The 25,302-nt window shown below is 73.5% G+C and carries 25 protein-coding genes; 17 read left to right on the top strand and 8 right to left on the bottom strand.

From position 1 onward, the window contains the following. Positions 1 to 235 precede the first annotated feature (235 nt). Positions 236 to 1,243, top strand: coding sequence for a C40 family peptidase (locus JEK78_RS17675; RefSeq protein WP_200260672.1), 1,008 nt, complete (start codon positions 236 to 238; stop codon positions 1,241 to 1,243). A gap of 69 nt (positions 1,244 to 1,312) precedes the next feature. Beyond that, positions 1,313 to 2,518, top strand: a complete 1,206-nt coding sequence (locus tag JEK78_RS17680) for a hypothetical protein (protein ID WP_200260675.1) — start codon at positions 1,313 to 1,315, stop codon at positions 2,516 to 2,518. Positions 2,519 to 2,561: 43 nt separating this feature from the next. Here the strand turns inward: JEK78_RS17680 and JEK78_RS17685 are convergent, their stop codons facing one another. Next, entirely contained in the window at positions 2,562 to 3,800 is a 1,239-nt protein-coding gene (locus JEK78_RS17685; RefSeq protein ID WP_242483128.1) for a glycosyltransferase 87 family protein, read from the bottom strand. 117 nt (positions 3,801 to 3,917) lie between these two features. Between JEK78_RS17685 and JEK78_RS17690 the strand changes: the two genes are divergently transcribed. After that, on the top strand, positions 3,918 to 5,060 hold the full coding sequence (locus tag JEK78_RS17690; RefSeq protein ID WP_200260682.1) for a glycosyltransferase family 4 protein: 1,143 nt from the start codon (positions 3,918 to 3,920) through the stop codon (positions 5,058 to 5,060). Positions 5,061 to 5,148: 88 nt separating this feature from the next. Here the strand turns inward: JEK78_RS17690 and JEK78_RS17695 are convergent, their stop codons facing one another. After that, complete coding sequence (locus JEK78_RS17695; protein ID WP_200260686.1) at positions 5,149 to 6,945, bottom strand: AMP-dependent synthetase/ligase; 1,797 nt, start codon at positions 6,943 to 6,945, stop codon at positions 5,149 to 5,151. Between the two features lie 283 nt (positions 6,946 to 7,228). Between JEK78_RS17695 and JEK78_RS17700 the strand changes: the two genes are divergently transcribed. The 7 genes from JEK78_RS17700 to JEK78_RS17730 all read left to right on the top strand — a co-directional run bounded on the left by JEK78_RS17700 (position 7,229) and on the right by JEK78_RS17730 (position 13,197). After that, complete coding sequence (locus JEK78_RS17700; RefSeq protein WP_200264228.1) at positions 7,229 to 8,026, top strand: metallophosphoesterase; 798 nt, start codon at positions 7,229 to 7,231, stop codon at positions 8,024 to 8,026. 129 nt (positions 8,027 to 8,155) lie between these two features. After that, positions 8,156 to 8,599: an SRPBCC family protein gene (locus JEK78_RS17705; RefSeq protein WP_200260689.1), complete on the top strand. Its 444-nt coding sequence runs from the start codon at positions 8,156 to 8,158 to the stop codon at positions 8,597 to 8,599. A 140-nt stretch (positions 8,600 to 8,739) separates the two neighbouring features. After that, positions 8,740 to 9,957, top strand: coding sequence for an ArsA family ATPase (locus JEK78_RS17710; protein ID WP_200260691.1), 1,218 nt, complete (start codon positions 8,740 to 8,742; stop codon positions 9,955 to 9,957). A 34-nt stretch (positions 9,958 to 9,991) separates the two neighbouring features. Further along, the gene (locus tag JEK78_RS17715; RefSeq protein ID WP_200260694.1) at positions 9,992 to 10,552 is read left to right on the top strand and encodes a DUF5304 domain-containing protein; all 561 of its coding nucleotides are present in this window, start codon (positions 9,992 to 9,994) and stop codon (positions 10,550 to 10,552) included. Between the two features lie 260 nt (positions 10,553 to 10,812). After that, a complete protein-coding gene (locus tag JEK78_RS17720; protein ID WP_200260697.1) occupies positions 10,813 to 11,769 on the top strand; it encodes an ROK family glucokinase in 957 nt (318 codons plus the stop codon). A 343-nt stretch (positions 11,770 to 12,112) separates the two neighbouring features. Continuing rightward, the gene (locus tag JEK78_RS17725; protein WP_200260700.1) at positions 12,113 to 12,298 is read left to right on the top strand and encodes a hypothetical protein; all 186 of its coding nucleotides are present in this window, start codon (positions 12,113 to 12,115) and stop codon (positions 12,296 to 12,298) included. A 152-nt stretch (positions 12,299 to 12,450) separates the two neighbouring features. Then, the gene (locus JEK78_RS17730) at positions 12,451 to 13,197 is read left to right on the top strand and encodes an endonuclease/exonuclease/phosphatase family protein (protein WP_200260703.1); all 747 of its coding nucleotides are present in this window, start codon (positions 12,451 to 12,453) and stop codon (positions 13,195 to 13,197) included. Here the strand turns inward: JEK78_RS17730 and JEK78_RS17735 are convergent. After that, positions 13,194 to 13,655 (bottom strand): MarR family transcriptional regulator, encoded by a 462-nt coding sequence (locus tag JEK78_RS17735; RefSeq protein ID WP_200260706.1) that lies wholly within the window; start codon positions 13,653 to 13,655, stop codon positions 13,194 to 13,196. The two genes, JEK78_RS17730 and JEK78_RS17735, sit on opposite strands and share 4 nt — an antisense overlap. An 83-nt stretch (positions 13,656 to 13,738) precedes the next feature. Between JEK78_RS17735 and JEK78_RS17740 the strand changes: the two genes are divergently transcribed. Then, positions 13,739 to 14,587 carry an SDR family oxidoreductase gene (locus tag JEK78_RS17740; RefSeq protein ID WP_200260709.1) on the top strand — a complete coding sequence of 283 codons (849 nt, stop codon included), beginning with the start codon at positions 13,739 to 13,741 and terminating at the stop codon, positions 14,585 to 14,587. A 140-nt stretch (positions 14,588 to 14,727) separates the two neighbouring features. On the opposite strand, the gene JEK78_RS17745 is transcribed toward JEK78_RS17740, so the two are convergent. Together JEK78_RS17745 and JEK78_RS17750 are read right to left on the bottom strand one after the other, a co-directional pair. After that, positions 14,728 to 15,438, bottom strand: coding sequence for a hypothetical protein (locus JEK78_RS17745; RefSeq protein ID WP_200260712.1), 711 nt, complete (start codon positions 15,436 to 15,438; stop codon positions 14,728 to 14,730). Continuing rightward, a complete protein-coding gene (locus JEK78_RS17750) occupies positions 15,431 to 16,228 on the bottom strand; it encodes an alpha/beta fold hydrolase (protein WP_200260715.1) in 798 nt (265 codons plus the stop codon). The genes JEK78_RS17745 and JEK78_RS17750 overlap by 8 nt, the downstream gene beginning before the upstream one ends. A 153-nt stretch (positions 16,229 to 16,381) precedes the next feature. Between JEK78_RS17750 and JEK78_RS17755 the strand changes: the two genes are divergently transcribed. The 5 genes from JEK78_RS17755 to JEK78_RS17775 all read left to right on the top strand — a co-directional run bounded on the left by JEK78_RS17755 (position 16,382) and on the right by JEK78_RS17775 (position 20,968). Next, a complete protein-coding gene (locus JEK78_RS17755) occupies positions 16,382 to 17,128 on the top strand; it encodes a lysophospholipid acyltransferase family protein (protein ID WP_200264229.1) in 747 nt (248 codons plus the stop codon). A 77-nt stretch (positions 17,129 to 17,205) separates the two neighbouring features. After that, positions 17,206 to 18,426 carry a DUF5931 domain-containing protein gene (locus JEK78_RS17760; protein ID WP_200260718.1) on the top strand — a complete coding sequence of 407 codons (1,221 nt, stop codon included), beginning with the start codon at positions 17,206 to 17,208 and terminating at the stop codon, positions 18,424 to 18,426. Next, positions 18,419 to 19,099 (top strand): response regulator transcription factor, encoded by a 681-nt coding sequence (locus JEK78_RS17765; RefSeq protein ID WP_200260720.1) that lies wholly within the window; start codon positions 18,419 to 18,421, stop codon positions 19,097 to 19,099. The genes JEK78_RS17760 and JEK78_RS17765 overlap by 8 nt, the downstream gene beginning before the upstream one ends. 117 nt (positions 19,100 to 19,216) lie before the next feature. Then, complete coding sequence (locus tag JEK78_RS17770; protein WP_200260722.1) at positions 19,217 to 20,569, top strand: 3-deoxy-7-phosphoheptulonate synthase class II; 1,353 nt, start codon at positions 19,217 to 19,219, stop codon at positions 20,567 to 20,569. A 174-nt stretch (positions 20,570 to 20,743) separates the two neighbouring features. Beyond that, entirely contained in the window at positions 20,744 to 20,968 is a 225-nt protein-coding gene (locus JEK78_RS17775) for a (2Fe-2S)-binding protein (RefSeq protein WP_200260725.1), read from the top strand. Positions 20,969 to 21,001: 33 nt separating this feature from the next. Here JEK78_RS17775 and bfr read toward each other — a convergent pair whose 3' ends face one another. Beyond that, positions 21,002 to 21,481: a bacterioferritin gene (bfr, locus tag JEK78_RS17780; RefSeq protein WP_200260728.1), complete on the bottom strand. Its 480-nt coding sequence runs from the start codon at positions 21,479 to 21,481 to the stop codon at positions 21,002 to 21,004. Between the two features lie 180 nt (positions 21,482 to 21,661). Here bfr and JEK78_RS17785 point away from each other — a divergent pair, with 180 nt between their 5' ends. Then, entirely contained in the window at positions 21,662 to 22,309 is a 648-nt protein-coding gene (locus JEK78_RS17785; protein WP_200260731.1) for a sulfite oxidase-like oxidoreductase, read from the top strand. 28 nt (positions 22,310 to 22,337) lie between these two features. Here JEK78_RS17785 and JEK78_RS17790 read toward each other — a convergent pair whose 3' ends face one another. Both JEK78_RS17790 and pknB read right to left on the bottom strand, forming a co-directional pair. Beyond that, positions 22,338 to 23,216, bottom strand: a complete 879-nt coding sequence (locus JEK78_RS17790) for a deoxyribonuclease IV (protein WP_200260734.1) — start codon at positions 23,214 to 23,216, stop codon at positions 22,338 to 22,340. 73 nt (positions 23,217 to 23,289) lie between these two features. Beyond that, positions 23,290 to 25,242: a Stk1 family PASTA domain-containing Ser/Thr kinase gene (gene pknB, locus JEK78_RS17795; RefSeq protein ID WP_200260737.1), complete on the bottom strand. Its 1,953-nt coding sequence runs from the start codon at positions 25,240 to 25,242 to the stop codon at positions 23,290 to 23,292. Between the last annotated feature and the right edge of the window lie 60 nt (positions 25,243 to 25,302).

Raw genomic sequence — 25,302 nt, forward strand, 5'->3', positions numbered from 1 at the left:
GACCGGGGCGCGTGAGAGTGGTACGCGCCCCGTCCGCCGACCGCCACGATCAACTCCGCGCGCCGCCCGAACGGGCGAATCACGGGGCGGTGTGTCGACCCGTCGCCCGCCGCTGACCTGCGTCGGCGCCGCGAGGCCGGTACGCGGGGCGATCCGAGGTCGTTGGAGGGCATGCCGCCCCGGGCTACTCTCTGCCGCGTTTCCCCGTCCGTCAGCGGAAGGAGCACGGCCACCCGTGGGGTCACATCGTCGACAAGCAGCGTCCTGGTCCGGCCGGCGTGCCCGGGTGGCAGTCGGGTGCCTCTCCGCGGTCGCGGCGCTCGGCACACTCCCGCCCGCCCTGGCCTCGCCCCGGGACGACGCCCGAGCCGAGGTGGACCGACTCCACGCCGAGGCCGAACGGGCCACCGAGGCCCACAACGCGGCCCAGGAGCGCGCCGACGCGGCGCGCGCGCGGGTCGACACGGCGCAGGACACCATCGCCCGGCAGCAGTCACGCGTCAACGCGATGCGTGACACCCTCGGCGCCCTGGCCGGTGCCGAGTACCGCGCCGGAGGCGTCGATCCCGCCCTGGCGCTGCTGTTCGCCTCCGACCCCGACGACTACCTGGCCAAGGCGACCGTCCTCGACCGGGTCGGCAGGCATCAGGCCGGCGAACTGGGACGACTCCACCGGGCGCTGCGGGGACTGACGCAGACGCGCGCCGAGGCACGGGCGACGCTGGCCGAGTTGGAACGGGCCCGCGAAGAGGTCGCCGGACACCGGAAGCGGGTGGAGCGGAAGCTCGCCGAGGCCCGCCGGCTGGTGCGGACGCTGTCCGCGGAGGAACGCGCCGAACACGACCGGGCCTCCCGCTCGGGCCGGATTCCCGGCGCGGCCGACGCGGTTCCCGTCTCGGGCAGGGCCGGCGCGGCGGTCGCCGCGGCCCGCTCCGCCCTCGGAAGGCCGTACGTGTGGGGTGCGACCGGCCCCTCCTCCTTCGACTGCTCGGGTCTGACGCAGTGGTCCTACGCACAGGCGGGGGTGGCCCTGCCGCGCACCTCACAGGCGCAGGCCGGGGCCGGGCGGCGCGTGTCGCTCGCCGAGGCACGTCCCGGGGACCTGGTCACCTATCGGGGCGACGCCAGCCACGTCGCCATGTACGTCGGCGGCGGACAGGTCGTCCACGCGCCCTATCCGGGGGCCCCGGTCCGCTACGACCCGGTGGGGATGATGCCCATCCACGCCGTGACCCGGGTCTGACGTCGGACGTCCCTCCCGCGCGGAGCGGGCGGCGTCGGCCCCCCCGCCCCGGTCGGTAGGCTGCGCGAAATGCGCGGTCCACGAATCCGGCGGGGGCTCTCCGCGGTTCTTCTCTGTCCGCTCCTGGCCCTCTCTGTCGTCTCCCGAGGGGGTGGTGGGACCGCCGCACCCGACGCCGATGCCGAGGCCGCGGTGGGCGCTCTGCTCGACCGCAGGGCGGCGGCCCTCCTCCGAGGGGACGGCGACGCCTACGCCGCGACGGGCGTCGGGGCGGGCCTCGCGGAGCCGCGTTCGGTGCCGCTGACCGCGTGGTCCTACCGGGTGCGCGCCGTCCGTCTGCGAGGCGGCACCGGTACCGCCGACGTGGATCTGCGTTACCGGCTCGACGGCCACGACGAGGGCCCCGTCACCGTGCCGCGCACGGTGGGGTTGGTCCGCGGCGCCGACGGGGCCTGGCGCGTCGCCTTCGAGCGCCCGGCCCCGGGCGGTCCCGAGCGACTGTGGGACCAGGGCCCGGTCGTCGCCGTCCGGGGTGCCCGCAGTCTGGTCCTCGGCGTGGACCGGCCGACCGCCGAGCTGCGCCTCGTCGCGGCCCTCGCCGACCGGGCGGTCTCGCGGGTGCCGGACGTCTGGGCCGACGACTGGGCGCGGCGGGTCGTGGTGCTCGTTCCCTCCTCGTCGGCCGACATGGCCGCCCTGCTGGGGGCGCCCGCCTCGGCCTACCGGGGTGTGGCGGCGGTCACCACCGGCCGGAGCGGAGTCGGCGAGGCCGCCCCGGCCGATCGGATCATCGTCAACCCGGAGTCCTACGGGTTGCTGACCCCGGAGGGGCGGCAAGTGGTCATGACCCACGAGGCGACCCATGTCGCCACCCGCGCGCACACCACGCCCGCCACGCCGCTGTGGCTCTCGGAGGGCTACGCGGACTGGGTCGGCTTCCGCGACACGGACCGCGCGCCCCGCGAGGTCGCGCCCGAAGTGGCACAGGAGGTGGCCGGGGGCCGTATCCCCGAGACCCTGCCGTCCGACGCCGACTTCGCTCTCGCCCCGCCTGTCGACGCTGCCACGTGGACAGGCGCCTACGAGGAGAGCTGGACCGCCTGCGACCTGATCGCCTCGCGTTGGGGCGAGGAGCGCCTGGCCGCCTTCTACCGGGGCGTCGGCGCCGAGGACGACGAGGGGGCCGTCGCCGAGGCCATGGTCGCGGTGCTGGGAAGAACCCCGGAGCGCTTCGTCCAGGAGTGGCGGGCCGCGCTGCGGGAGGAGTTCGGCTGAGCGGCGCGCCGATCGTCGGCCCGTCCCGACCGGGTGGGAGGGGTCAGCGAGAGGCGGCCGGGGTCTCCGGCGCGGCCCGCGTGTCGGTCGAGGGTGGGCCGTCGGTCGCGCGGCCGGGGACGGTGTCGCGCCAGAGGATCACCGCGGCGGTGAGGGTCGCCGCCACGAGCAGGCCGTTGCGGACGAACAACACGGCGACGCCCAGAGCGTCCCCCGCCACCACTCGACCGAACCAGATCGGGAACTCCAGCACCGTCGCCAGGCTCGCCGCGAGCACCAGGACGGCGGGGGCGCGCATCCGGTCCGCTCGGTGGCACAGGCAGACCGCCGCCAGGCCGACCAGCCACACCAGATACTGGGGGCTGATCACCCGGCTGGTGGTGACGAACAGCAGCACGCCGACGAAGGCGGCGTCCGCGACGGTGTGCGCCCGGAACCGGACGGCCCAGAGCCGCCAGAGCAGCAACCAGCCGAACGCCAGGCCGGTCAAGGCCAGGGCCGCCTTGCTCACCGTCTCCACGCCGGGGCCGAGGAACTCGACCGAGCCGTAGTTCAACGACACCTGGCCCCGCCAGCCGAACGGCCGGGCGACGTGGAAGACCAGCGCCCCCAGTGACTCGACCTCGGTGCCGCGCTCGCGTTGGAAGGTGAGGAAGGCCAGGGAACCCGGCGCGGCCAGCGCGAAGACCGCCGTCGCGCCCAGACCGGTGATCGCGGCGGCGATCCAGGCGATACGGGAGCGGACCCCCAGGAGCACCAGCGCGGGCCATACCTTGAGCAGCGCACCGAACGCGGCCAGGGCTCCCGCGAGTCGGGGGCGGCGCGCGGCGGCCAGCAGCGCGGCCACGGCCACCGCGGTGACCATCACGTCGTAGCGCGCGTAGACCGTCGGGCCGAGCAGCGGGACGCCGACCACCCACACCCAGAGGCCGGCGGTGCCGCGCTCGGGCCCACGGGCGGCCCGCGCGAGCAGGGCGAACACGGACAGATCGGCGAGACAGGCCAGGGCGAAGAACGCGGTCGGGTAGTCCAGGAACGGCAGGATCCCGGGGGCCAGGATCGCCAGCGCGGCGGCCGGAGGGTACTGCCAGGTGACGTCGTCCGACGGGAACGCGCCGGTACGGAGCACCTCGTACCAGCCCTGGTAGATCACGGAGACGTCGCTGGTGACGTCCGGGCCGGGGAAGACGAACACCTTCAGCGCGAACAGGAGGAGCACCGACCGGCCGACGGCCCAGACCGCCGCGGGCCACAGCGTCGGCCGTGTCGAGCCCGTCTTCACCCGGTGACCCCTGTCCGCTCTCTCCTGTTCGGGCACCATGATGTCCGAACAGCTGTCTGTCCGCCACATCGCTCGGCGCCGGTCGTGTCGCGACGCTCTTGTAGGGTCGGCGGCGAGATGCGCAAGACCCTGATCGTGACCAACGACTTCCCGCCGCGCCCCGGTGGCATCCAGGCGTTCCTCCACAGCATGGCGCTGCGGCTGGACCCGGACCGACTGGTCGTCTACGCCTCGACCTGGAAGCGCGGCCGGGAGGGCGTCGAGGCGACCGCGGCCTTCGACGCCCGACAGCCTTTCCCCGTGGTCCGCGACCCCGCGACGATGCTGCTGCCGACGCCGGTCGTGACCCGAAGGGCCGTCGGGCTGCTCCGCGAGCACGGCTGCTCCTCCGTGTGGTTCGGGGCCGCCGCTCCCCTCGGACTCATGGCGCCGGCCCTGCGCCGCGCGGGCGCCGAGAGGCTGGTGGCCACCACCCACGGGCACGAGGCCGGGTGGGCCGCGCTCCCCGCCGCGCGCGGACTGCTGCGGCGTATCGGGTCGTCCACGGACACGCTGACATACCTGGGCGAGTACACCCGGACGCGGATCGCGGCGGCGCTGACCCCGGAGGCGGCGGCGCGGATGGTCCGGCTACCGCCCGGTGTCGACGAGCGGACCTTCCACCCCGGCAGTGGCGGCGACCGGGTCCGGGCCCGGCTCGGCCTGAGCGAACGGCCGGTGGTGGTGTGCGTGTCGCGGTTGGTGCCCCGCAAGGGGCAGGACACGCTGATTCGGGCGATGCCGCGAATCCTGTCGGCGGAGCCGGAGGCCGTCCTCCTCGTCGTCGGCGGTGGCCCCTACGAGGCGGACCTGCGGCGGCTCGCGCGCGAGACGGGCGTGGCGGGCTCGGTCCGTTTCACCGGCGCCGTCCCCTGGTCCGAACTGCCCGCGCACTACGGCGCGGGCGACGTGTTCGCCATGCCCTGCCGGACCCGCCGTCGCGGGTTGGACGTCGAGGGGCTCGGCATCGTCTACCTGGAGGCGTCGGCGACGGGACTGCCCGTGGTGGCCGGCGACTCCGGCGGCGCGCCGGACGCTGTGCTGCACGGCGAGACCGGTTGGGTGGTGCGGGGAGGCTCCGTGGATGAGACCGCCGACCGGCTGGTGACGCTCCTCGGGGACGAGGGCCTCCGCCGCCGGATGGGTCGGCGGGGCCGCGCCTGGGTCGAGGAGACGTGGCGGCGGGACCTGCTGGCCGACCGGCTGCGCGCGCTCCTGTGACGCCGATCGGTCCCCCGCGCAGGTCGTGGACGGTGGCGGGCGGCGCCCGCGACGCGATCCGCGCGCCGAGAGCGGGGCCCCTTCGGGGCTACGACGAGTAGAGCGCTTCGATCTCCCCCGCGTAGTCCCGCGCGACCACGTTGCGCTTCAGCTTGAGCGACGGCGTCAAATGGCCCGACTCCTCGGTGAACTGGGATTCCAGGACGCGGAACTTGCGAACCGATTCGGCCTTCGACACGGCCGAGTTGCCGTCGTCGATCGCCGCCTGCACGTCGGCCAGGAGATCCGGGTCCTCCCGCAGCGACGCCGCCGTCGCGTCCGCGGGCTTGCCGTGATCGGCACACCATCGGCCGAGGAACTCCTCGTCGAGGGTGACCAGGGCTCCCACGAACGGCCGTCCGTCGCCCACCACCATGCACTCGGCGACCAGCGCGTGCGCCCGGATCCGGTCCTCGATCACCGCGGGGGCGACGTTCTTGCCGCCGGCCGTGACCAGGATCTCCTTCTTTCGTCCGGTGATGCTCAGGTAGCCGTCCTCGTCGAGGGTTCCGAGGTCCCCGGTGTGGAACCAGCCCTCGTTCAGCGCCTCGGCGGTCGCGTCGGGGTTGTTCCAGTATTCCGGGAAGAGGTGCTCGCCGTGCAGGAGTACCTCGCCGTCGTCGGCGATGCGCACCACCGACCCCGGCAGCGGCTGCCCGACGGTCCCGATCTTCTGCCGGTCCCAAGGGTTGAAGGCGGTCGCCGCGCACGACTCCGTCAGGCCGTAGCCCTCCAGCACCGTGAAGCCGATGCCGCGGAAGAAGTGGCCGAGCCGCTCGCCCAGCGGGGCTCCGCCGGAGATGGCGTACTCGCCGCGGCCTCCCAACACCGCGCGCAGCTTGCCGTAGACGAGCTTGTCGAAGATCCGGTGCGTGACGCGCAGCCGGAGGGAGGGGCCGGCCGGGGTGTCCATGGCCTTGCTGTAGGCGATCGCCGTGTCGGTCGCCTTGTCGAAGATGCCGCCCTTTCCGTCGGCCCGCGCCTTGGCCCGCGCCGAGTTGTAGACCTTCTCGAAGACGCGCGGGACGCCGAGGATCAGGGTCGGGCGGAAGGACGCCAACTCGTCGGTGAGGTTCTTGATGTCCGGGACCAGTCCCAGTTTGATCGGTGCCACCATCGGCGCGATCTGCACCATCCGCCCGAAGACGTGCGCGAGTGGCAGGAACAGGAGCACGCTGCACTCGCCGGTGCGAAAGAGCGGGCGGAGCCGCTCGACGATGTTCCCGCACTCGGCGAGGAAATTCCGGTGGGTGAGCACGCAACCCTTGGGGCGACCGGTGGTGCCGGAGGTGTAGACGATGGTCGCAGGATCGTCGGCGCGGGCGATAGAGCCGCGTTCCTCCACCGCCGCGTCCGTGACGTCGCCACCCAGTCGCTCCAGCTCCGCCACGGCGCCGTCGTCGATCTGCCACACGTGCTTCAGCGCCGGCAGCTCCGCGCGGACCGACTCGACCGTGGATTCGTGGCCGGCCGATTCCACGATCAGCGCCGTGGCACCGGAGTCGCCGAGGATCCACCGCACCTGCTCGGGGGAGCTGGTCTCGTAGATCGGCACGGTGACGGCGCCGGCGCTCCAGATCGCGAAGTCGAGCAACGTCCACTCGTACCGCGTCCGCGACATCAGCCCGACCCGGTCGCCCGGCCCCACACCGGAGGCCATCAGTCCCTTGGCGGCGGTCCGTACCTCGGCGAGGAACTCCCGGGCGGTCACGTCCTGCCACGAACCCCCGGACTTGCGCGCGACGACGGCGACGTCGGGGTGCCGCGCGGCGTTTCGGCGGACGATATCGGTCAGGTTGCCGTCCGCGGGGACCTCGTACAGGGCCGGAAGGCTGAACTCGCGCAAGACTGCTGCTCCTCATAGGGCGCCGGCGCCACGACGGTGTGCTGCGACGGTGCGGTTCGAGACTCGGGCGACGTGCTCGGGACCTCGTCTGTTGAAAACCTGAGCACCGGACTGGCCGGACGTTACCCGCCGGTATCGGCTTTCCGACAGGGGGCTGTGTCCAGATGTTCGCCGTGTCACACACGGGGAGTCCCCCTCGCGCACAGTAGTCGACGCCGCAGGGAATCGGCCATCGACATGCTCCCGGGGTCCCGCGTCCGAAAGGATGTCAAGCTTGACGGTCATGACACCCGTACCGGCCGGACATTCCCCCACCCGCGTCCACGTGGTCAGCGACGTGCACGGCAACGCACGCGACCTGGCCCGCGCGGGTGAGGGCGCCGACGCCCTGGTCTGCCTCGGCGACCTCGTCCTCTTCCTCGACTACGCCGACAACGCGCGGGGCATCTTCCCGGACCTGTTCGGCGCCGACAACGCCCGGCGACTCGTCGAACTGCGCACCGCGCGGCGCTTCGCCGAGGCCAGGGACTTCGGCGCCCGGCTCTGGGCGGGGCTGGGGGAGGACCGGGCAGCGGTGATCGAGTCCGCGGTGCGCGGACAGTACGCGCGACTGTTCGCCGCCTTCCCCACTCCCACCTACGCCACCTACGGCAATGTCGATCTCCCTTCGCTCTGGCCGGAGTACGCCGGGCCGGGGGTCACCGTCCTCGACGGCGAGAGGGTGGAGATCGGCGGTCGGGTCTTCGGGTTCGTCGGCGGGGGACTGCGCACCCCGATGCGCACCCCCTACGAGATCGGCGACGAGGAGTACGCCGCGAAGGTCGAGGCGCTGGGCGAGGTGGACGTGTTGTGCAGCCACATTCCCCCGGAGGTGCCCGACCTGGTCTACGACACCGTGGCCCGGCGGTTCGAGCGGGGCAGTCGGGCGCTCCTCGACGCCATCCGGCGCACCAGGCCGCGCTACGCGCTCTTCGGACACGTGCACCAGCCACTGGTCCGCCGGATGCGGATCGGGGCCACCGAGTGCGTGAACGTGGGGCATTTCGCGGCGACCGGGCGCCCCTGGGTGCTGCGGTGGTGAGAGGGGCGGACACCCCGGCGCGCGCGTGGGCGGGTGGGTGCCCGCCGACCGGCGCGCGGTAGCCTTCACGCTGCGCCCAGGCGCGTACGCAGTCCCCTCTACCGGCCCGCATCTGGAGGAGCCAAGGCGATGGCGGAACACACCAGCTCGAGCATCACGATCGAGGCGGCACCCGCCGACGTCATGGCGGTGATCGCCGACTTCGGGCGCTACCCGGAGTGGACGGGCGAGGTCAAGCAGGCCGAGGTCCTGGGGGCCGACGCCCAGGGGCGAGCCGAGCGCGTGCGCCTGGTGATGGACGCCGGTGCGATCAAGGACGACCAGACCCTGGCCTACACCTGGACCGGCGACCGGGAGGTCTCCTGGACGCTGGTCAAGTCCCAGATGCTGCGGTCCCTCGACGGCGCCTATCTGCTCCGGTCGGCGGGGGGCGGGACCGAGGTGACCTACCGACTCACCGTCGACGTCAAGATCCCGATGCTGGGGATGATCAAGCGGAAGGCCGAGAAGGTCATCATCGACCGGGCGCTCGCCGGGCTGAAGCAGCGGGTGGAGGCCACCGCCGCCGCCTGACGCGCGCGCCTCGCCCCGTGCGAGGGCGCGCGGGCGGCGCGGGGCGGCCCGCGCCGTCGAGTCCGGGCAGGAGCGGGCAGGAGCGGACGGAAGCGGTGGGCGCGTCGGCCGCGCCCGGTGCGCGAGTACCGTTCAGCCCCATGCGCACCATCCTGATCACGGGTCCCGGCGGTGGGGGCCGAACGACGCTCGCCGCCGCCACCGCGCTGTCCGCCGCCCGAGCGGGCAGTCGCGTCCTGCTGCTGGGGGTGGACCGGGACGACGCGCTCGGCGCCGCCCTCGGTGCCTCCACCGGCCCTCGCCCCGTCGCCGTCGCGGACCGCCTCACGGTCCTGCGCCCCGACCCGGCACGCGGGTTCCGCGCCGATCTGACCGCGCTCCAGGACCGGGCGAGCGCCGCCCTCGATCTCCTCGGGGCCCGCAGACTCGACCCCGAGGAGTTCGCCCCGCCGCCGGGAGCGGAGGAGCTGGCCCTGCTGCGCGCGGTGCGCGACGCCGTGCACGAATCCCGCCACGACGTCCTCGTCGTGGACCTGCCGCCCGCGCCCCGCGCGCTCGCCCTGTTGGGCCTGCCCGAGGAGTTGCGCCGTTGCCTGGGGCGCCTGGCCCCGCCCGAACGGCAGGCGGCCCGTGCGCTGCGACCCGTCCTTGGGCGATTGGCCGGGGTGCCGCTGCCCGCCGAGGGGCTGTACGAGACCCTCGCGCGGTGGCGGGCGGAGTCGGACGCCGCCGAAGCCGTCCTGGCCGCCCCGGACACCACCGTCCGGTTGGTCGCCGAGCCGGGGCCGGCCGGAGCCGAGGCGGTGCGCACCGCCGCCCTGGGTCTGTCGCTGCGGGGCCTTCGGCTGGAACTGGTCCTGGCCAACCGGGTCCTTCCCGAGGTGGCCGGCTCCGGCGAAGGGCCCTGGGCCGGTCTGGTCGCCCAGCAGCGTCGGACCGAGGAGGACTGGCGGCGGGCGTTCCCGGTGCGTCGGGTACCGCACCTGGGTCGGGACCCGCGTGGCACCGACGACCTCGCGGCGCTCGGGGCGCCGGGCGTGGGGCCGGCCGGCGACCCGATCCGGTGGCCGGTGTCCGATCTTCTCGCCGAGGCGGGCGTGCTCGTGTGGCACCTGCCGTTGCCGGGGGCCGTGCGCGAGGAGGTCGAGCTGGTCCGGAACGGGGACGAACTCGTGGTCACCGCCGGACCCTTCCGTCGGGTCGTGCCGCTCCCCTCGGCGCTGCGCCGCTGCGCGGTCGAGGGTGCCGCCCTGCGCGAGGGTGAACTGAGAGTCCGCTTCGTCCCCGATCCGGGGCAGTGGCCGAGGGTCCGCGCCGGCGAGGCCGACGGCGCCGCCGGACGGGGTCCGTTCGGGTAACGTCGAAGGAACGAACCGTGGTCAGGAGCCCGTCATGAGCGAAGAGCACCCCCCGCCCGGCGCCGTGCCCGACGACGCCCCCGAACCGTCGGAAGCGGGGGGCACGGCACGGGGTGCCCGCGACGCCGACGCCTGGGCGACGGCGTGCGAGGAGGACCTGCGCCAGGAGCGGGCGCGCCACCGCGAGCGTCACGGCCCGCCGCCCGGCTCGGCCGCCGAGGAACTGCGTCGGCTGGTGGACACCGTGGCCGACCGACTCTCCGCCTTCCAGCCCCCGCTGCTCGGGCAGGTCGGGGGCCCGGCCGCCCAGCACCTGGTCCGCCAGGCGGTCCGGCAGGCGAAGGCCGCCGTCGACCCCGTCATCGAACGCAACCCCGACGTCTTCGACCACCTCGCCGCCGCCGGCGGGGAACTGCTGGCCGCCTACCGCTCCGCCGTGCAGGGTCAGGAGAAGCGCTGGACCACGGGCGCGGGGGATCCCGACCAGCCCGAGGACGGCGGCGAGGGGAAGGCGCGGGACACGGACGATCCGGGTGGCCGGGGCGGCGAGGGCGACACCGGCGCCGGTGGCCCCCGGCGGATCGACCTGGACTGACGGACCCCGCGCCGGCCTCCGGTACGGTGGGGCCCTGGGGCGGGTCGGGCAAGTCCCCTTGTTTCCGGCGGGGCGTCGCGCCGCGTGCGGCGGCGTCCTCCCGGTGGATCGAAGGGGCCCGCCTCGGACGATGTGAGGCGGTGTTCCGTCGTTGGCGACCGTGTCCGCCGGACGGTGCGTCGCCGGCGCGTGCGGGACCCCGCGGAACAGCGGGACTCCGACACACGCCCCGGCGGGGCTCGACCGGAACTGAGGGACTCATGGGACTGACCATCGGCGTCGACATCGGCGGCACGAAGATCGCGGCCGGGGTGGTCGACGAGGGCGGCGCCATCCTCTCCACGTGCAAGGTGCCGACGCCCGGTACCCCCGAGGGCATCGTGGACGCCATCGCCGCCGCGGTGGAGGGGGCCCGCTCGGGCCACGCGATCGTCGGTGTCGGCATCGGCGCCGCCGGGTACGTCGACCGTCGGCGGTCCATGGTCTACTTCGCCCCGAACATCGACTGGCACGGCGAGCCGCTCAAGGAGAAGGTCGAGGCCCGGGTCGGCCTCCCCGTCGTCGTGGAGAACGACGCGAACGCCGCCGCGTGGGGCGAGTACCGGTTCGGCGCGGGCAGGGGGCACCACGACGTCATCTGCGTCACCCTCGGCACCGGACTGGGCGGCGGCATCGTCATCGGCGACAGGCTCCGGCGCGGGCACTTCGGAGTGGCGGCCGAGTTCGGCCATGTGCGGATGGTCCCGGACGGGCTGCTGTGCGGCTGCGGTTCCCAGGGATGCTGGGAGCAGTACGCGTCCGGCCGTGCCCTCGCCCGGTACGCCAAGCAGCGGGCCAAGGCCACCCCGGACCGGGCGGAGATCCTGCTCGGCCTGGGCGACGGCACACCCGCCGGCATCGAGGGCAAGCACATCTCCATGGCGGCCCGGCAGGGCTGTCCGGTCGCCGTCGACTCCTACCGGGAGCTGGCGCGCTGGGTGGGCGCGGGCCTCGCCGACCTGGCCTCCCTCTTCGACCCGTCCGCCTTCGTGGTGGGCGGCGGTCTGTCCGACGAGGGAGAGCTCCTGCTGGGCCCGATCCGTAAGTCGTACAAGCGGTGGCTGGTCGGGGGCGGTTGGCGCCCGGTGGCCGATGTCCTGGCCGCACGTCTGGGCAACGACGCCGGCCTCGTCGGCGCCGCCGACCTGGCCAGGGAACCGGACCCGGCGGCCGGCTAGCCGCTTGGGCCCGCCGTCGCGCGTCCCGGGGGGCCCGTTCCCGGCGTCGGGATGTCCGGGCCGGCCCGACCGCGAGGGCGTACCCCCCCGCGCCGTTCCGCGCGAGCCTTCGGCCCGGCGGAGCGAGGCGAACTCGGCCTCGGCCCGACGCGGCGACAACTTCGGTGCCCGGTAGGGAGATTTCGCGAGGGCGACCGATCGAGGCCCGACGCCGAGTGACCGGCGAATCCTCCGATCGGGCCATCGGACTCCACCCGAGCCTTGGAACACAAGGAGGAGAGGATTGTCGGCCACGGCTTCATAGGCTCAAGGCAAACCTTTGGACGAAGGGAAGTGACCGACCATGAACTCCGTGACAGTCGACCACGTTGCCGAGATCATCGGCGATCTCAAGGAAACCGAGGCTCTCCGCGACTTGGAGGAAGCCGAGACCGGGGCAGTGCTGATGCCCGCCAAGTCCCCGCTCACCTGTCTCCCCGGCATCAACCACGGAGTCGCCGCCGCGGCGCGGCTCGCGTTCAGCGGCTGAAGGGCGCCAGGTGGTGGAGCGAGTCCCTGTTCGATGAACAGGGACTCGCTCGTGTGGGAGGTCGGATCGGGGCGGGAAGGCGCCTCGTCCGTTCGGATCCGTCGGGTGGCGGCGCGGGGCGCCCGCACCCGGTGCCGACGTATCGTGGCGCGATGAAGTCGCCGCCGAACGCCGCCGCCGGAACGGACTGTCGGGTGGCGTTGCGGGTGCTGAGCTACAACGTGCGCTCGATGCGCGACGACACCGCCGCGCTGGCCCGGGTGATCGGGGCCTGCGCCCCGGACGTCGTCCTGGTGCAGGAGGCCCCGCGCTTCCTCCGCCGGCGCGCCAAACTCGTCGGGTTGGCCGCCGCGAGCGGACTGGAGGTCCTCTCCGGCGGCGTCATGGGGGTCGCTCTGCTCCGCTCGCCGCGCGTCGAGGTGGAGCGTGTCGAGGACGTGCGACTGCCGCGTACTCCCGGGCTGCACGGACGCGGCTTCTCGACGGCGGTGGTGCGCCTCGGGGCGGCCCGGCTCGGAGTCCTCTCCTGTCACCTGTCGCTCCAACGGGAGGAACGGTACGCCCAGGGCGGTATGTTGCTGGAGCGGTTGGCGGACTCGGGGGCGGAGCACCTCGTCGCGGGCGGTGACCTGAACGAGCCGCCCGACGGGCGGACCTTCCGTCGTCTGGCGGCGGAGCTGCGGGACTGCCGGGTCGTCGCGCCGCGCGGTGGCGAGCACACCTTTCCCGCCCGGGACCCGCGCCGGCGGATCGACGCCGTCCTCGTCTCGGCGGGCGTCACGGTGGACGGGTGCGGGGTGCCGTCGGGGCTCCCGGGCGTGGGCGGCGGCGACCTCGCGGCGGCCACGGACCACCTGCCCGTGCTGGCGGACCTTCGCGTCCCGGCCGGTGGTGCCTAGTGGTCCCCCGCCGGCTTGAGTTTCCGCCAGACCCGACTCAGGGCCTCCAGGTCCTCCTCGTTCAGGAGATCGGTGAAGACCGGCGCCAGACACTCGCGACGGGTGGCGTCGGCCTCCTCGAAGAACCGGCGTCCCTCCGCCGTCAACGAGACCTCCACGGACCGCGCGTCGCGGGGCGACGGGGTGCGCCGCACGAGGCCGCGCCCGTGCAGGGCGTCCACGACCCGTGAGACCTGGCTGCGGCTGAGCATGGTGCTGTTGCCCAGGACCGAGGCGGGGACGGGGTCGGGGCTGGAGGCCAGCCAGAGGAGTACCTCGAACCACGAGACGGGCAGGTCGTGCCGTTTGCTCAGGGCGCGGTCCACTCGGCCGGTCAGGACCACGCCCGCCCAGACCAGCCCGTAGAAGGCGTGGTCGGCCACCGGCATCTCCGCCGGGGTGAGCTTCTTCTTGGCCATGCCGCCAGTCTAGCTCGTTGTGTGTACGTGCACTCATAATATAGTGTGTGCACACACACCTTATGATCTCGGAACGGAGCCACATGTCCACGCAGTCTCCCAAGGTCGTCCTGATCACCGGCACCTCCTCCGGTATCGGCCTGGCCGCCGCCGTGGCCGCCGCGCGGGCCGGTTGGCGGGTCGTCGCGACCATGCGCGACACCGGCCGCTCCGACGCCCTGCGCCGGGCAGCCGGCGAAGCGGGCGTCGAGGTCGACGTCCGCCGCCTCGACGTGACCGACGAGGCGTCGGTCTCCACCGCCGTCGACGGCGTCCTCGCCGAATACGGACGGCTCGACGCGGTCGTCAACAACGCGGGGGCCGGGCACCTCGGCACGCTGGAGGCGGAGAGCGTCGCCGAGGTCCGCACGGTGATGGAGGTGAACTTCTTCGGCGTGCTCCACGTGTCCAAGGCGGCGTTGCCCGCCCTGCGGGCCTCCGGTGGGCGGCTGATCACCGTCACCAGCGTCGGCGGCGCCGTCGGGCAGCCGTTCAACGAGGCCTACTGCGCCGCCAAGTTCGCCGTCGAGGGCTACATGGAGAGTCTGGCGCCCGTGGCGGCGGCACACGGGGTCACCGTGACGCTGGTCGAGCCGGGGGCCGTGGCATCCGAATTCGTCGCCAACGTGGGTATCGACCCGGAGCGGGCGATCGAGGCGGCCGGCGTCTACGGCCCACAGCTCCGCTCCTACGTGGAGCGGACGCTGGGGCAGTTCTTCGAAGGGGCCCAGACTCCCGAGGGCGCGGCGGAATCCGTGATCGATGCCCTGACCGCCGAGGACCCCGCTTTCCGGGTCCAGACGACGGAGTGGGCGAGGGACTTCGTCGGCATGAAGATCGCGGACCTCGACGGTTCCCGGGTGGTCGGCGCGACCAAGGGCTGGGTCGCCTGACGCCGCCCGACGCGGTGGGGACGGCACGCCCCGACCGGGTTCACGTCCGGCGGGCCGCTTGAGCGGGCGGCCCCGGAGCCGCCCGTGCGGTCGGACCCCCGGCCCGGGGCGGGCCTCGGCGATCAGGCCCGGCGCCGGGGTCAGACGACGGCGCCCCGGCCCGGGTCCTCGTCGTCCTCGTCGTCCGTGCGCAGCCGCGTCACCAGGGTGGCGAAGCCCCCGAGGAAGCCGCCGACGCTCAGCGTCGTCAGCCACCAGGTCATGTGCCAGTCGAGCACCACGGCCAGCAAGAGCAGTACGGGACCGCCGATGACGCCCAGCCAGGCGAACTTGGCGGTCACGTCCGCCTCGGGCAGAGGCGGTGGTTCCGGAGGGACGAAGTGGCCCTCGTCGCCCTCGCCGAAGTCGTCGTCGGAGGGCTCGGGCAGAGAGTGGTCCCGAGGGCCGGTGCCGACACCGGGGGCGAAGGCCACGGAGCCGCCGAGTGGTCGGGCCGAGGCGGGCCGTTCCTGCTCGGGTCCCGGACGCTCCTCACCCGGAGCGGCCTCCAGCAGCGCCAGATCCTCCACGGACTTGAACGGCTTCGCGCCCGGGGGGTCCGGCGGCTCCGACCCGAATCCCGCGACGATGGCGGCCCAGGCCGCGTCCTCGTCGAGCGGCGTCCGCTCCCGCGCCCCTTCGCCGGACGGCTCCCCGCCCGGCTCGTCCCCCGTGTCCGGCGGGGCACCCTCCGACGGGCCGCCGGGCGCACCCGAGCCCGCGGACCGCGTCTCGTCCGCGTGGTCCGGCCGCCCCTCGACCGGCCTCCGCCGCTGCTCGTCGCCCTCGCGCTCGGCCTCGTGCTCAGCCACCTGCGGTCGCTCCTTCCCTGCCGGACTCCGGCCCCCGCCGGACGGCGGGCGCGAGCCGGGCGAAGAACTCCGCGCTCTCCTCGAAGATCCGGTCCGCGTCGTGGTCCAACGTCGCCACGTGGTAGCTCTGTTCCAGCAGGATCTCGGTGACGTCGGTCGAGGACACCCGCCCGAGCACCCGGGCGGAGTCGGCCGGCGGGACCACGTGGTCGCGCGGACTGCGCAGCAACAGCAGAGGCTGGGTCACCTGCGGCAGCTCGCCGTCGACCAGACGCAGGAAGGAACCCAGGCTGTGCGCCGCACGCAGCGGCACCCTGTCGTAGCCCAGCTCCGTCGCGGTCGGCTTGGCGATGTCGCTGGCGATGCCCCGGGTCGAGCGGAGGAGGTGGCGCGCCACCGGGAGGACGTGCCGCGCCGCGCCGTGCATCCGGTTGGCCGGATTCACCACCACCACGCCCCGCACCGCGTCTGCGTGGCGGGCGGCCAGCCGGAGAGCGAGGGCACCGCCCATGGACAGCCCGGCGACGAACACCTGGGAGCAGCGCTCCCGCAGGAGACGCAGCTCCCGGTCCACCTCCGCGTACCAGTCCTGCCAGCCGGTGAGCTGCATGTCCTGCCAACGGGTGCCGTGGCCGGGCAACAGGGGAAGGGACACCGTCATCCCGCGATCGGCGAGATACCGGGCCCAGGGACGCAACGACTGGGGCGAACCGGTGAAGCCGTGGCAGAGGAGGACGCCGGCCTCCCCGCCCTCGTGGCGGAAGGGCTCGGCTCCGGGGAGGACCGGCACGGTCGGCTCCTGTTCGTGAGGGAACGTGGCACACGGACATCTCACCGTACGCGACCCCACCGACACCGACCAGGGCCGCGGGCGAGCCGTCGGCGAGCCGGGATAGGGTCGACCGCACAGAGACATGGAGGCAATCGGTTGTTGTACGGCGCGATGAAGGTCACCGTCGGGGGCTCGCTGAAGCTCGCGTTCCGCCCCTGGGTGGAGGGGCTGGAGAACATCCCCGCCGAGGGCCCGGCGATCCTGGCCAGCAACCACCTGTCGTTCTCCGACTCCTTCTTCCTGCCCGCCGTGCTCGACCGCAAGGTGACCTTCATCGCCAAGGCCGAATACTTCAACACCCCCGGGGTGAAGGGTCGCATGACGGCGGCGTTCTTCAAGGGGGTCGGCCAGCTCCCGGTGGACCGGTCCGGCGTGCGCGGTGCCGGCGAGGCGGCCATCAAGAGCGGCATCGGGGTGCTGGAGCGGGGCGAGCTGTTCGGGATCTACCCCGAGGGCACGCGATCCCCGGACGGACGCCTCTACCGGGGCAAGCCGGCCGGGCTGGCGCGGGTGGCGCTCGCCACCGGCGCGCCCGTCATCCCGGTCGCCATGATCGACACGGAGAAGATCCAGCCTCCCGGCAAGATCGTTCCGAAGTTGATGAGGCCGGGCATTCGCATCGGAAAGCCCCTCGACTTCGGTCGCTACCAGGGCATGGAACACGACCGCTTCGTGCTGCGCGCCGTCACCGACGAGGTCATGTACGAGATCATGAAGCTCTCCGGCCAGGAGTACGTCGACATGTACGCCACGGCCATGAAGCGGCAGCTCGCCGAGGCGGCCAAGGCCGAGAAGGAGGCCGGCAAGGCGGCGAAGGCCGCCGAGGCCGGGACGGAGAAGAGGCCTGCCGGGAAGTAGTGCCCCGGTAACGGGGGAGGCGGTCCGAAGCCGGCGAGCGACGGGCCGAGACGACGACGTCGGCCGGGTGGGGTGAGATGGCCGAGCGCGAACGGTCCGCGAGGATGTCCGTCGAGCAGCCTCTCTGGCGCGCCCTGGCGGGCTATCGCGTGCTCACCCTGGTCTACGCCATCGGCCTGTTCGCCGCCGCCCACACCGACTTCGCCCGCCCCGGCCTCGCGGCCGGCTACTTCCTCCTCCTGGCCGTCTGGACCCTGGCGACCCTGCCGCGGGTCGCGCACGCCGCCGCCTGCACCCGACCGTTCCTCGCCTGCGACCTCTCCGCGGCCGTGGGCGGCATCCTCCTCACCCCGATCGCGGACGCGCCCTGGCGGGTGGCCCAGGGCGCCCCGACCCTGCCGTCCGTCTGGACCGCTGGACCGGTGCTCGCCTTCGCGCTCAAGGGTGGCCGGCGGTGGGCAGCCGTCGCCTCCACCGTCGTGGCCGTCGCCAACCTCGTCGAGCGCGGGACCCCCGCTCGCGGCACCGTCCACAACGTGCTCCTGGTCTGGGTGGCCGCGATGGCCATCGGATACGTCGTCGAGGTGGCCCGAGCCTCCGAGCGCACTCTCGCCCGCGCCCTGGAGATCGAGGCGGCGACCCGGGAAAGGGAGCGGCTCGCCCGGGACATCCACGACGGCGTGCTCCAGGTACTGGCCCTGGTGCAGCGCCGTGGGAGCGTGCTGGGCGGGGAGGCGGCGGAGCTGGGCCGCCTCGCGGGGGATCAGGAGGCGGCCCTGCGCGGCCTGGTCTCCTCCGGCGAGCCCACGTCCGCCTCGGGCGCGACCCGGCCGCGGGGCGGAGGCGGGCCGGCCGACGACGACCCGGTCGACCTGCGGACCCTCCTCGCTCCTCGCGCGGGCTCCCGCGTGAGCGTGGCGGAGCCCGGCGCCCCCGTCAGGCTGCCCGCCCCGGTCGCGCGGGAGCTGGCCGCCGCCGTCGGCGCCGCCTTGGACAACGTCCGGCGCCACGCCGGTGCCGACGCCCGGGCGTGGATCCTCGTGGAGGACGAGCCCGACGAGGTCGTGGTGACCATCCGTGACGACGGGCCGGGGATCCCCCCGGGTCGGCTCGACGAGGCCGCCGCGGAGGGGCGGCTCGGGGTGGCCCTCTCCATCCGCGGGCGATTGAGCGAGCTGGGTGGCTCGGCCGTCCTGACCTCGATCCCGGGTCAGGGAACCGAGGTCGAACTCAGGACGCCCAGGGCGCCCGGCACACCCGAGACGAACCCTTGGCGGAGGGGGACGGAAGATGAGTGAGCGCCGCGAAGCGATCAGGGTCATGGTGGTCGACGACCACCCCATGTGGCGTGACGCGGTCGTCCGCGATCTGGCCGCCGCCGGCCACGAGGTGGTGGCCACCGCGGGAGACGGCGATCAGGCGGTACGCCGAGCCCGGGCCACCGCCCCCGAGGTGCTGGTGCTCGACCTGAACCTGCCGGGCAAGGGCGGTGTCGAGGTCTGTCGCGAGGTCGTCCGGGCGGGGACGGGGGCGCGCATCCTGGTCCTGTCCGCCAGCGGAGAGCACGCCGACGTCCTGGAGGCCGTGAAGGCGGGCGCCACGGGATACCTGACCAAGTCGGCATCTCCCGAGGAACTGCGCGAGGGGGTCCGTCGCGTCGCGGCGGGCGACCCTGTCTTCACTCCGGGGTTGGCCGGTCTCGTGCTCGGCGAGTACCGGCGCCTGGCCGGCACCGCCCCCGCCCCGCGTCGGCGACGTGCCGAGGCCGGGGCGCCCCGCCTGACCAAGCGGGAGACGGAGGTGCTGCGACTGGTCGCCAAGGGCCTCGGGTACCGACAGATCGCCGATCGGCTCGTCATCTCTCACCGGACGGTGCAGAACCACGTCCAGAACACCTTGCGCAAGTTGCACCTGCACAATCGGGTGGAGCTGGCCCGTTACGCGATCCGGCGCGGGCTGGACGAGGAGTAGTCGCGACGGGCGGGCCGCGGCGCCCTCCGGCGACCGGTGCACGGTTCTCGCGGGGCGTTCGTCTCATTTGACGGCCGGGGCGCGGGACGCCCCGGCCGACACCGTAACCTGGGGGGCGTGACCGTGAACGCTAAGACCAGCCCGAGTGCCGGCAACACCTGGCGAGACCTGCCCGCGGCGCAGCAGCCCGACTACCCCGACCCCGAGGCTCTGCGCGCAGTGATCGCGGACCTCGAGTCGTATCCGCCGCTCGTCTTCGCGGGCGAGTGCGACCAGCTGCGCGCCCGGATGGCCGCCGTCGCCAAGGGCGAGGCGTTCCTGCTCCAGGGTGGGGACTGCGCGGAGGCCTTCGACGCCGTGTCCGCCGACCAGATCCGCAACAAGCTCAAGACGCTCCTCCAGATGGGAGCCGTGCTCACCTACGCCGCGTCGGTGCCGGTGGTGAAGGTCGGCAGGATCGCGGGGCAGTACTCCAAGCCGCGCTCCAAGCCGACGGAGACCCGCGACGGCGTCACTCTGCCGACCTACCGAGGGGACTCGGTCAACGGCTTCGAGTTCACCGAGTCGGCCAGGGTGCCCGACCCGGAGCGGCTCAAGCGGATGTACCACGCCTCCTCGGCGACGCTGAACCTGGTGCGCGCCTTCACCACCGGCGGCTACGCCGACCTGCGCCAGGTGCACGCCTGGAACCAGGACTTCGTGCGGTCGTCGCCGTCCGGGCAGCGGTACGAGCAGCTCGCCCGGGAGATCGACAACGCGCTGCACTTCATGCACGCCTGCGGGGCCGACCCCGAGGAGTTCCGGACGGTCGAGTTCTACTCCTCCCACGAGGCGCTCCTGTTGGACTACGAGTCGGCGCTGACCCGGGTCGACTCCCGCACCGGGCTGCTCTACGACGTCTCCGGCCACATGGTGTGGATCGGCGAGCGCACCCGGCAGCTGGACCACGCGCACATCGAGTTCGCCTCGAAGATCCGCAATCCGATCGGGATCAAGCTGGGCCCCTCGACCACGGCCGAGGAGGCGCTTCAGTACATCGACCGGCTCGACCCGGAGCGCGAGCCGGGACGGCTCACCTTCGTCGTCCGGATGGGCGCCGACAAGATCCGTGACAAGCTCCCCGAGCTGGTCGAGAAGGTGACCGCCTCGGGCGCGGCCGTGGCCTGGGTCACGGACCCGATGCACGGCAACACCTTCGAGGCCGCGTCCGGACACAAGACCCGCCGCTTCGACGACGTTCTCGACGAGGTCAAGGGCTTCTTCGAGGTCCACAAGGCGCTCGGCACCCATCCGGGTGGCATCCACGTGGAGCTGACCGGGGACGACGTGACCGAGTGCGTCGGCGGCGGCGACGAGATCTTCGTCGACGATCTGCACCAGCGCTACGAGACGGCCTGCGATCCGCGGCTCAACCGAAGCCAGTCGCTCGACCTCGCCTTCCTGGTGGCCGAGATGTACCGGGACCAGTGAGGGGAGGTCCCGTCGGGCGTCGATCGCCGGCGGGACCTCGACGAGGTGGGGCGCGGGTCACAGCGGATCCGCGCCCCACCTCTTTTGCGCCCGAGACCCTATGGGTAAGGTTAGGTTAGCCTCACCGAACGGTCGGGGTGGCGTGACCCTGGACCCCGACGGGAGGCGAGCCGCGTGTACGTCTGCAGTTGCTTCGGTGTCACCGAGCAGCAGGTGAAACGGCACGTGGAGGATGGGGCCCGCACCCCTCGCCAGATCGCCTCGGCCTGCAAGGCGGGCACGGACTGCGGGTCGTGCGTCCGTCGCATCCAGGCCATCCTGGGGCGGGGCGCCTGCCCCTGCCCGGAATCGGTGGAGCGGGAACGACCGATCCTTTCCGGGCTCGACGCCGCCGCCTGACGCGGGGCGGGTCGTTGTCCGCCCGCTCGCGGGTCAGCTGTCCGGCTGCTCGATCAGCTGCGCGATGTAGAGGGCCTCGCCGAGCTTCTCCAGCAGCTCCAGCTGGGTGTCCAGGTAGTCGATGTGGTGCTCCTCGTCCTCCAGGATCGACTCGAAGATGTTGGCGGACGTGATGTCGCCCTTCTCGCGCATCACCCGGATGCCGCGCTTGAGGCGGTCGATCGCCTCGACCTCGATCTGCCGGTCCGCCTCGAACATCTCCCTGACCGTCTGGCCGACCCGGACGTGGAAGAGCCGCTGGTAGTTCGGCAGCCCCTCGAGGAAGAGAATCCTGTCCGTGAGCACCTCGGCGTGCTTCATCTCGTCGAACGACTCGTGCCGGGTGTACTTCGCGAGCTTCGTCCAACCGAAGTTCTCCTGCATCTTGGCGTGCAGGAAGTACTGGTTGATCGCCGTCAGCTCGGCGGTGAGTTGCTCGTTGAGGAACTCGATGACCTCGGGGTCGCCCTGCATCGCGGGGCTCCTTCCACGTGGGGAAACAGGCGGCTCGGCGGCATGATTACATTGCCGACGAAGATCGTCCAGTAAGTCTGGGCTTAGTAAGTAAGGGCATCCTTGGTGGCAGTTGTCGCGGATGGGTGCCTCGATCGGCCCGGTGCCGGGGTACCGCCTCCGGTCTGCGAGGATGGTGACATGGGTCAGCCGGCGGGACGCGGAGCGGGAGAGGGCGGCACCGGGAAGGCGCCCTCGCCCGCGTTGCCCCCCGGGCAGCGGCCGCAACGCGGCTGGCCCGTGACGCACTACGGACCGGTGCCCAAGTTCCGGCCGGAGCGCTGGGAGTTCCGGGTCTTCGGGGCCACCGCCGACGGCGACGACCGGGGCTGGACCCACGACGAGTTCACCGCGCTGCCCCGCGCCACGGTCGTGGCCGACCTGCACTGCGTGACGAAGTTCAGCATGATCGGATCCGAGTGGGGCGGTGTCCTGGCGACCACCGTCCTCGCCGCGGTCCCGCCCGCCCCCGCCGTCACCCACGTCATGGTGTGGGCGGAGTACGGCTACAGCGCGAACCTCCGGCTGTCCGACTTCGCCGCCGAGCGCACCCTCTTCGCCGGCCACAAGGACGGCGAGTCGCTGACCGCCGAGCACGGCTTCCCCCTACGACTGGTGGTGCCGCACCTGTACGCCTGGAAGGGGCCCAAGTGGGTGCGGGGCGTCGAGTACATGACCGCCGACCGCAGGGGCTTCTGGGAGGAACGCGGGTACCACAACGTCGGCGACCCCTGGCGGGAGCAGCGGTACTCCTACCAGGAGGAGCCCGGGGAGGGCCCCGAACTCTGACCGCCGAGGGCCGCGCCCTCGGGGGCACTCACCCGTCGCGCAGCCGCTTCAGCAGGGCCACGTCCGTCGTCTGGCCCTCGGTTCCCCCCGGCGTCTCCACCACGAGCGGTACTCCCTCGGTCGCCGGGTGCGCGAGCAGGGCGCGGAAGGCCGGTGCCCCGATGTGGCCGGAGCCGATGTTGGCGTGCCGGTCCTTTCGGGCCCCGACGACGTCCGCCGAGTCGTTGGCGTGGATCAGCCCGAGCCTGCCCGGGCCGATGGTCTCCTCCATCTCCTCCAGCAGTCGGTGCGCGCCGCCCGGGGCCGACAGGTCGTGGCCGGCCGCGAAGACGTGGCAGGTGTCCAGACAGACGCCGAGACGGGGATGGAAGTCCAGGGCGTCGAAGTAGGGTCCCAGGTCGCCGGCGCGGGAGCAGAGCGAGGCGCCCTGCCCCGCCGTGGGTTCCAGCAGCAGGAGGGGGCCGTCGGCGCCGGTCGCCTCGTCGAGGAGCGGGAGGAGGTGGCGTCGGACCTGGCCCAGCGCCACCTCCCGGTCCCTGCCGCCGGTCGCGCTGCCGGTGTGCACCACCACTCCGCGCGCGCCGATCCGCGCGCCGCGCAGCAGGGAGTGACGCAGCGACTCCACGGACCGGGCGACGGTCGCCTCGGTGTGCGATCCGAGGTTGATCAGGTAGGGCGCGTGGACGTAGACCGGGAGCGACGCGGCCGAGCACGCCTCGCGGAACGCCTCGTCCTGCCGGGGATCCCCGGCAGGGGTGGCCCAGCCTCGGGGGTTGGCGACGAACACCTGGAGGGCCTCGGCCTCGATCTCGCGGGCGTGGCGCAGCCCCACGGAGTGCAGGCCGCCGGAGACGGGAACGTGGGCGCCGATCGGGTTCCGGTCGGGGCCGGGCTGGGGACGACTCACCCGAGCAGGGTGTCACGCGGGCGGGCGGCGGTCGGCGCCGCCCCCGGCCGGCGCCGACGCGACCCGGGCGGACTCAGCGGATCGTCAGGGTGATCGTGGAGCCCTCCGGGGCGCGGTCCCCGCCCCGGACGGACTGCCCCCTGACCGTGTCGCCGAAGAGACCGAACAGTCCGCGGTCCTCCTCCACCCGGAAGCCGACCGCCTCCAACCGTCGCGTGGCCTCGTCCACGTCGTCCCCGACCACGTCCGGCACCGTGATCATCCGGGGCCCTTCGGACAGCGTCAGCGTCACGGTGTCGCCCTCGCCGGCCCGGTTGCCGGCCGCCGGCGACTGTCGCGCGACCCGGCCGGCGGCGTGCTCCGACTCGACCCGGTCGGGCGCGGTCTCCACCACCAGTCCGGCCTCCTCCAGCGCGGCACGGGCCTTCGCCGGATCCTCGCCGGTGACGTCGGGTACCTCGATCGCCCGCCCCTTGCTGACCGTCAACGCCACCGTCGTGCCCGTCCGCACCTCCGTCCCCGCCGCCGGGTCGGTCGAGATCACGAACCCCTGGGGGACGTCCTCGCTGAACTCCCGATCGACCTCGCCGGGCTCCAGCCCCTCCTGGCGCAAAAGCGCGCGTGCCCGGTCCGCCTCGGTCCCCGCGAGCGCGGGCAGCGGGACCGTCGGGGGTCCTTCGGAGACGACCAGGGACACCGGCCGGTCGCCGCGGATCATGTCGCCCACCGCGGGGTTCGTGCCCATGACGGCCCCGCGGGGCACGGTGTCGCTCGGCGCGTAGGCGACCTCCCCGACCTCCAGGCCCTCCCGCGCCAGTCGCTCGCGAGCCTCGGCCTCGGTCTTGGCCAGCACGGGTGGGACCTGGGTGAACTGGGCGGAGACGACGTACCAGAGGCCTGTTCCGGTCACGAGGAGCACCAGGGCGGCGACCAGGACCGCCACCTGCCCGCGCCGCGTGCCCGGCGGGCCCCACCGCCCGCGGCCCCGCCGAGTCGGTGGGCTCGGCGGCGTCTCGATCCGGCGGGTGTGCTGGACGTCTCCGCCCGGTTGGCCGGGTCCGACGCCGGCCACCGGATGGTCGCTCGGACGGACCGGGACGCGGGGCAGGACCGTGGTGCGCGCCTCGGCGCCGGCACTCCCCTCGCCCGACCTCGGCGGTGGGGCGGCGTCCAGATCCCCGTCGCCGAGCCGCGCCCGCGTCTCACGCGCGAGGGCGAGCAGGGCCACCGCGTCGCGGGGGCGGTCGACCGGCGTGCGGGCGGTGGCGGCGGCCACCAGCTCGTCCAGCGCGGGCGCCGTGTCCGGCGCGACAGCGGACGGCGACGGCATCTCTTCGTGCAGGTGGCGGTAGAGGACCTGGGCGGGGGAGTCGCCCGGGTGCGGCCTGGCCCCGGTGAGCATCTCGTAGAGGAGGACACCGCAGGCGTAGACGTCCACGCGCGGGTCCACGGAGCCGTTCTCGATCTGCTCGGGCGCGAGGTAGGAGACGGTACCGAGGACGGAGCCGGTGGTGTGCGTGACGGTGTCGACGGCCCGGACCAGTCCGAAGTCGGCGACCTTGACCCGGCCGTCGTCCCCGATCAGGACGTTCTCCGGCTTCATGTCCCGGTGCACGAACCCCGCCAGGTGCGCGGCCCCCAGGGCCGCCAGCACCGACTCCAGGACGTCCAGGGCCGCCCGAGGGCGCAGGGCCCCGCGCTCGCGCAGGACGTCGCGCAGGGTGCACCCGGAGACGTACTCCATGGCCAGGTAGACGTACCCCCCGGCGGTGCCCTGGTCGAAGACCTGCACGACGTTGGGGTGGTCGAGACGGGCGACGGACTTCGCCTCGCGGATGAACCGCTCCACGAACGCCGCGTCGGACGCCAGCGCGGGGTGCATCACCTTCAGCGCGAGCAGACGGTCCAGGCGGGTGTCCACGGCCCGGTAGACCGTGGCCATCCCGCCGACCGCGATCCGCGCGTCGACGCGGTACCTGCCGTCGAGCACCTGCCCGACCAGGGGGTCCCCAAGGGTCGTGTCCACGCGGGTGAGTGTACGAGCCCGCGACCGTGCCGCGCGGCCGTGCCGACGAACGGTGCCGGT

This window comes from Streptomyces sp. HSG2, assembly GCF_016598575.1.
Classification (GTDB): Bacteria; Actinomycetota; Actinomycetes; order Streptomycetales; family Streptomycetaceae; genus Streptomyces.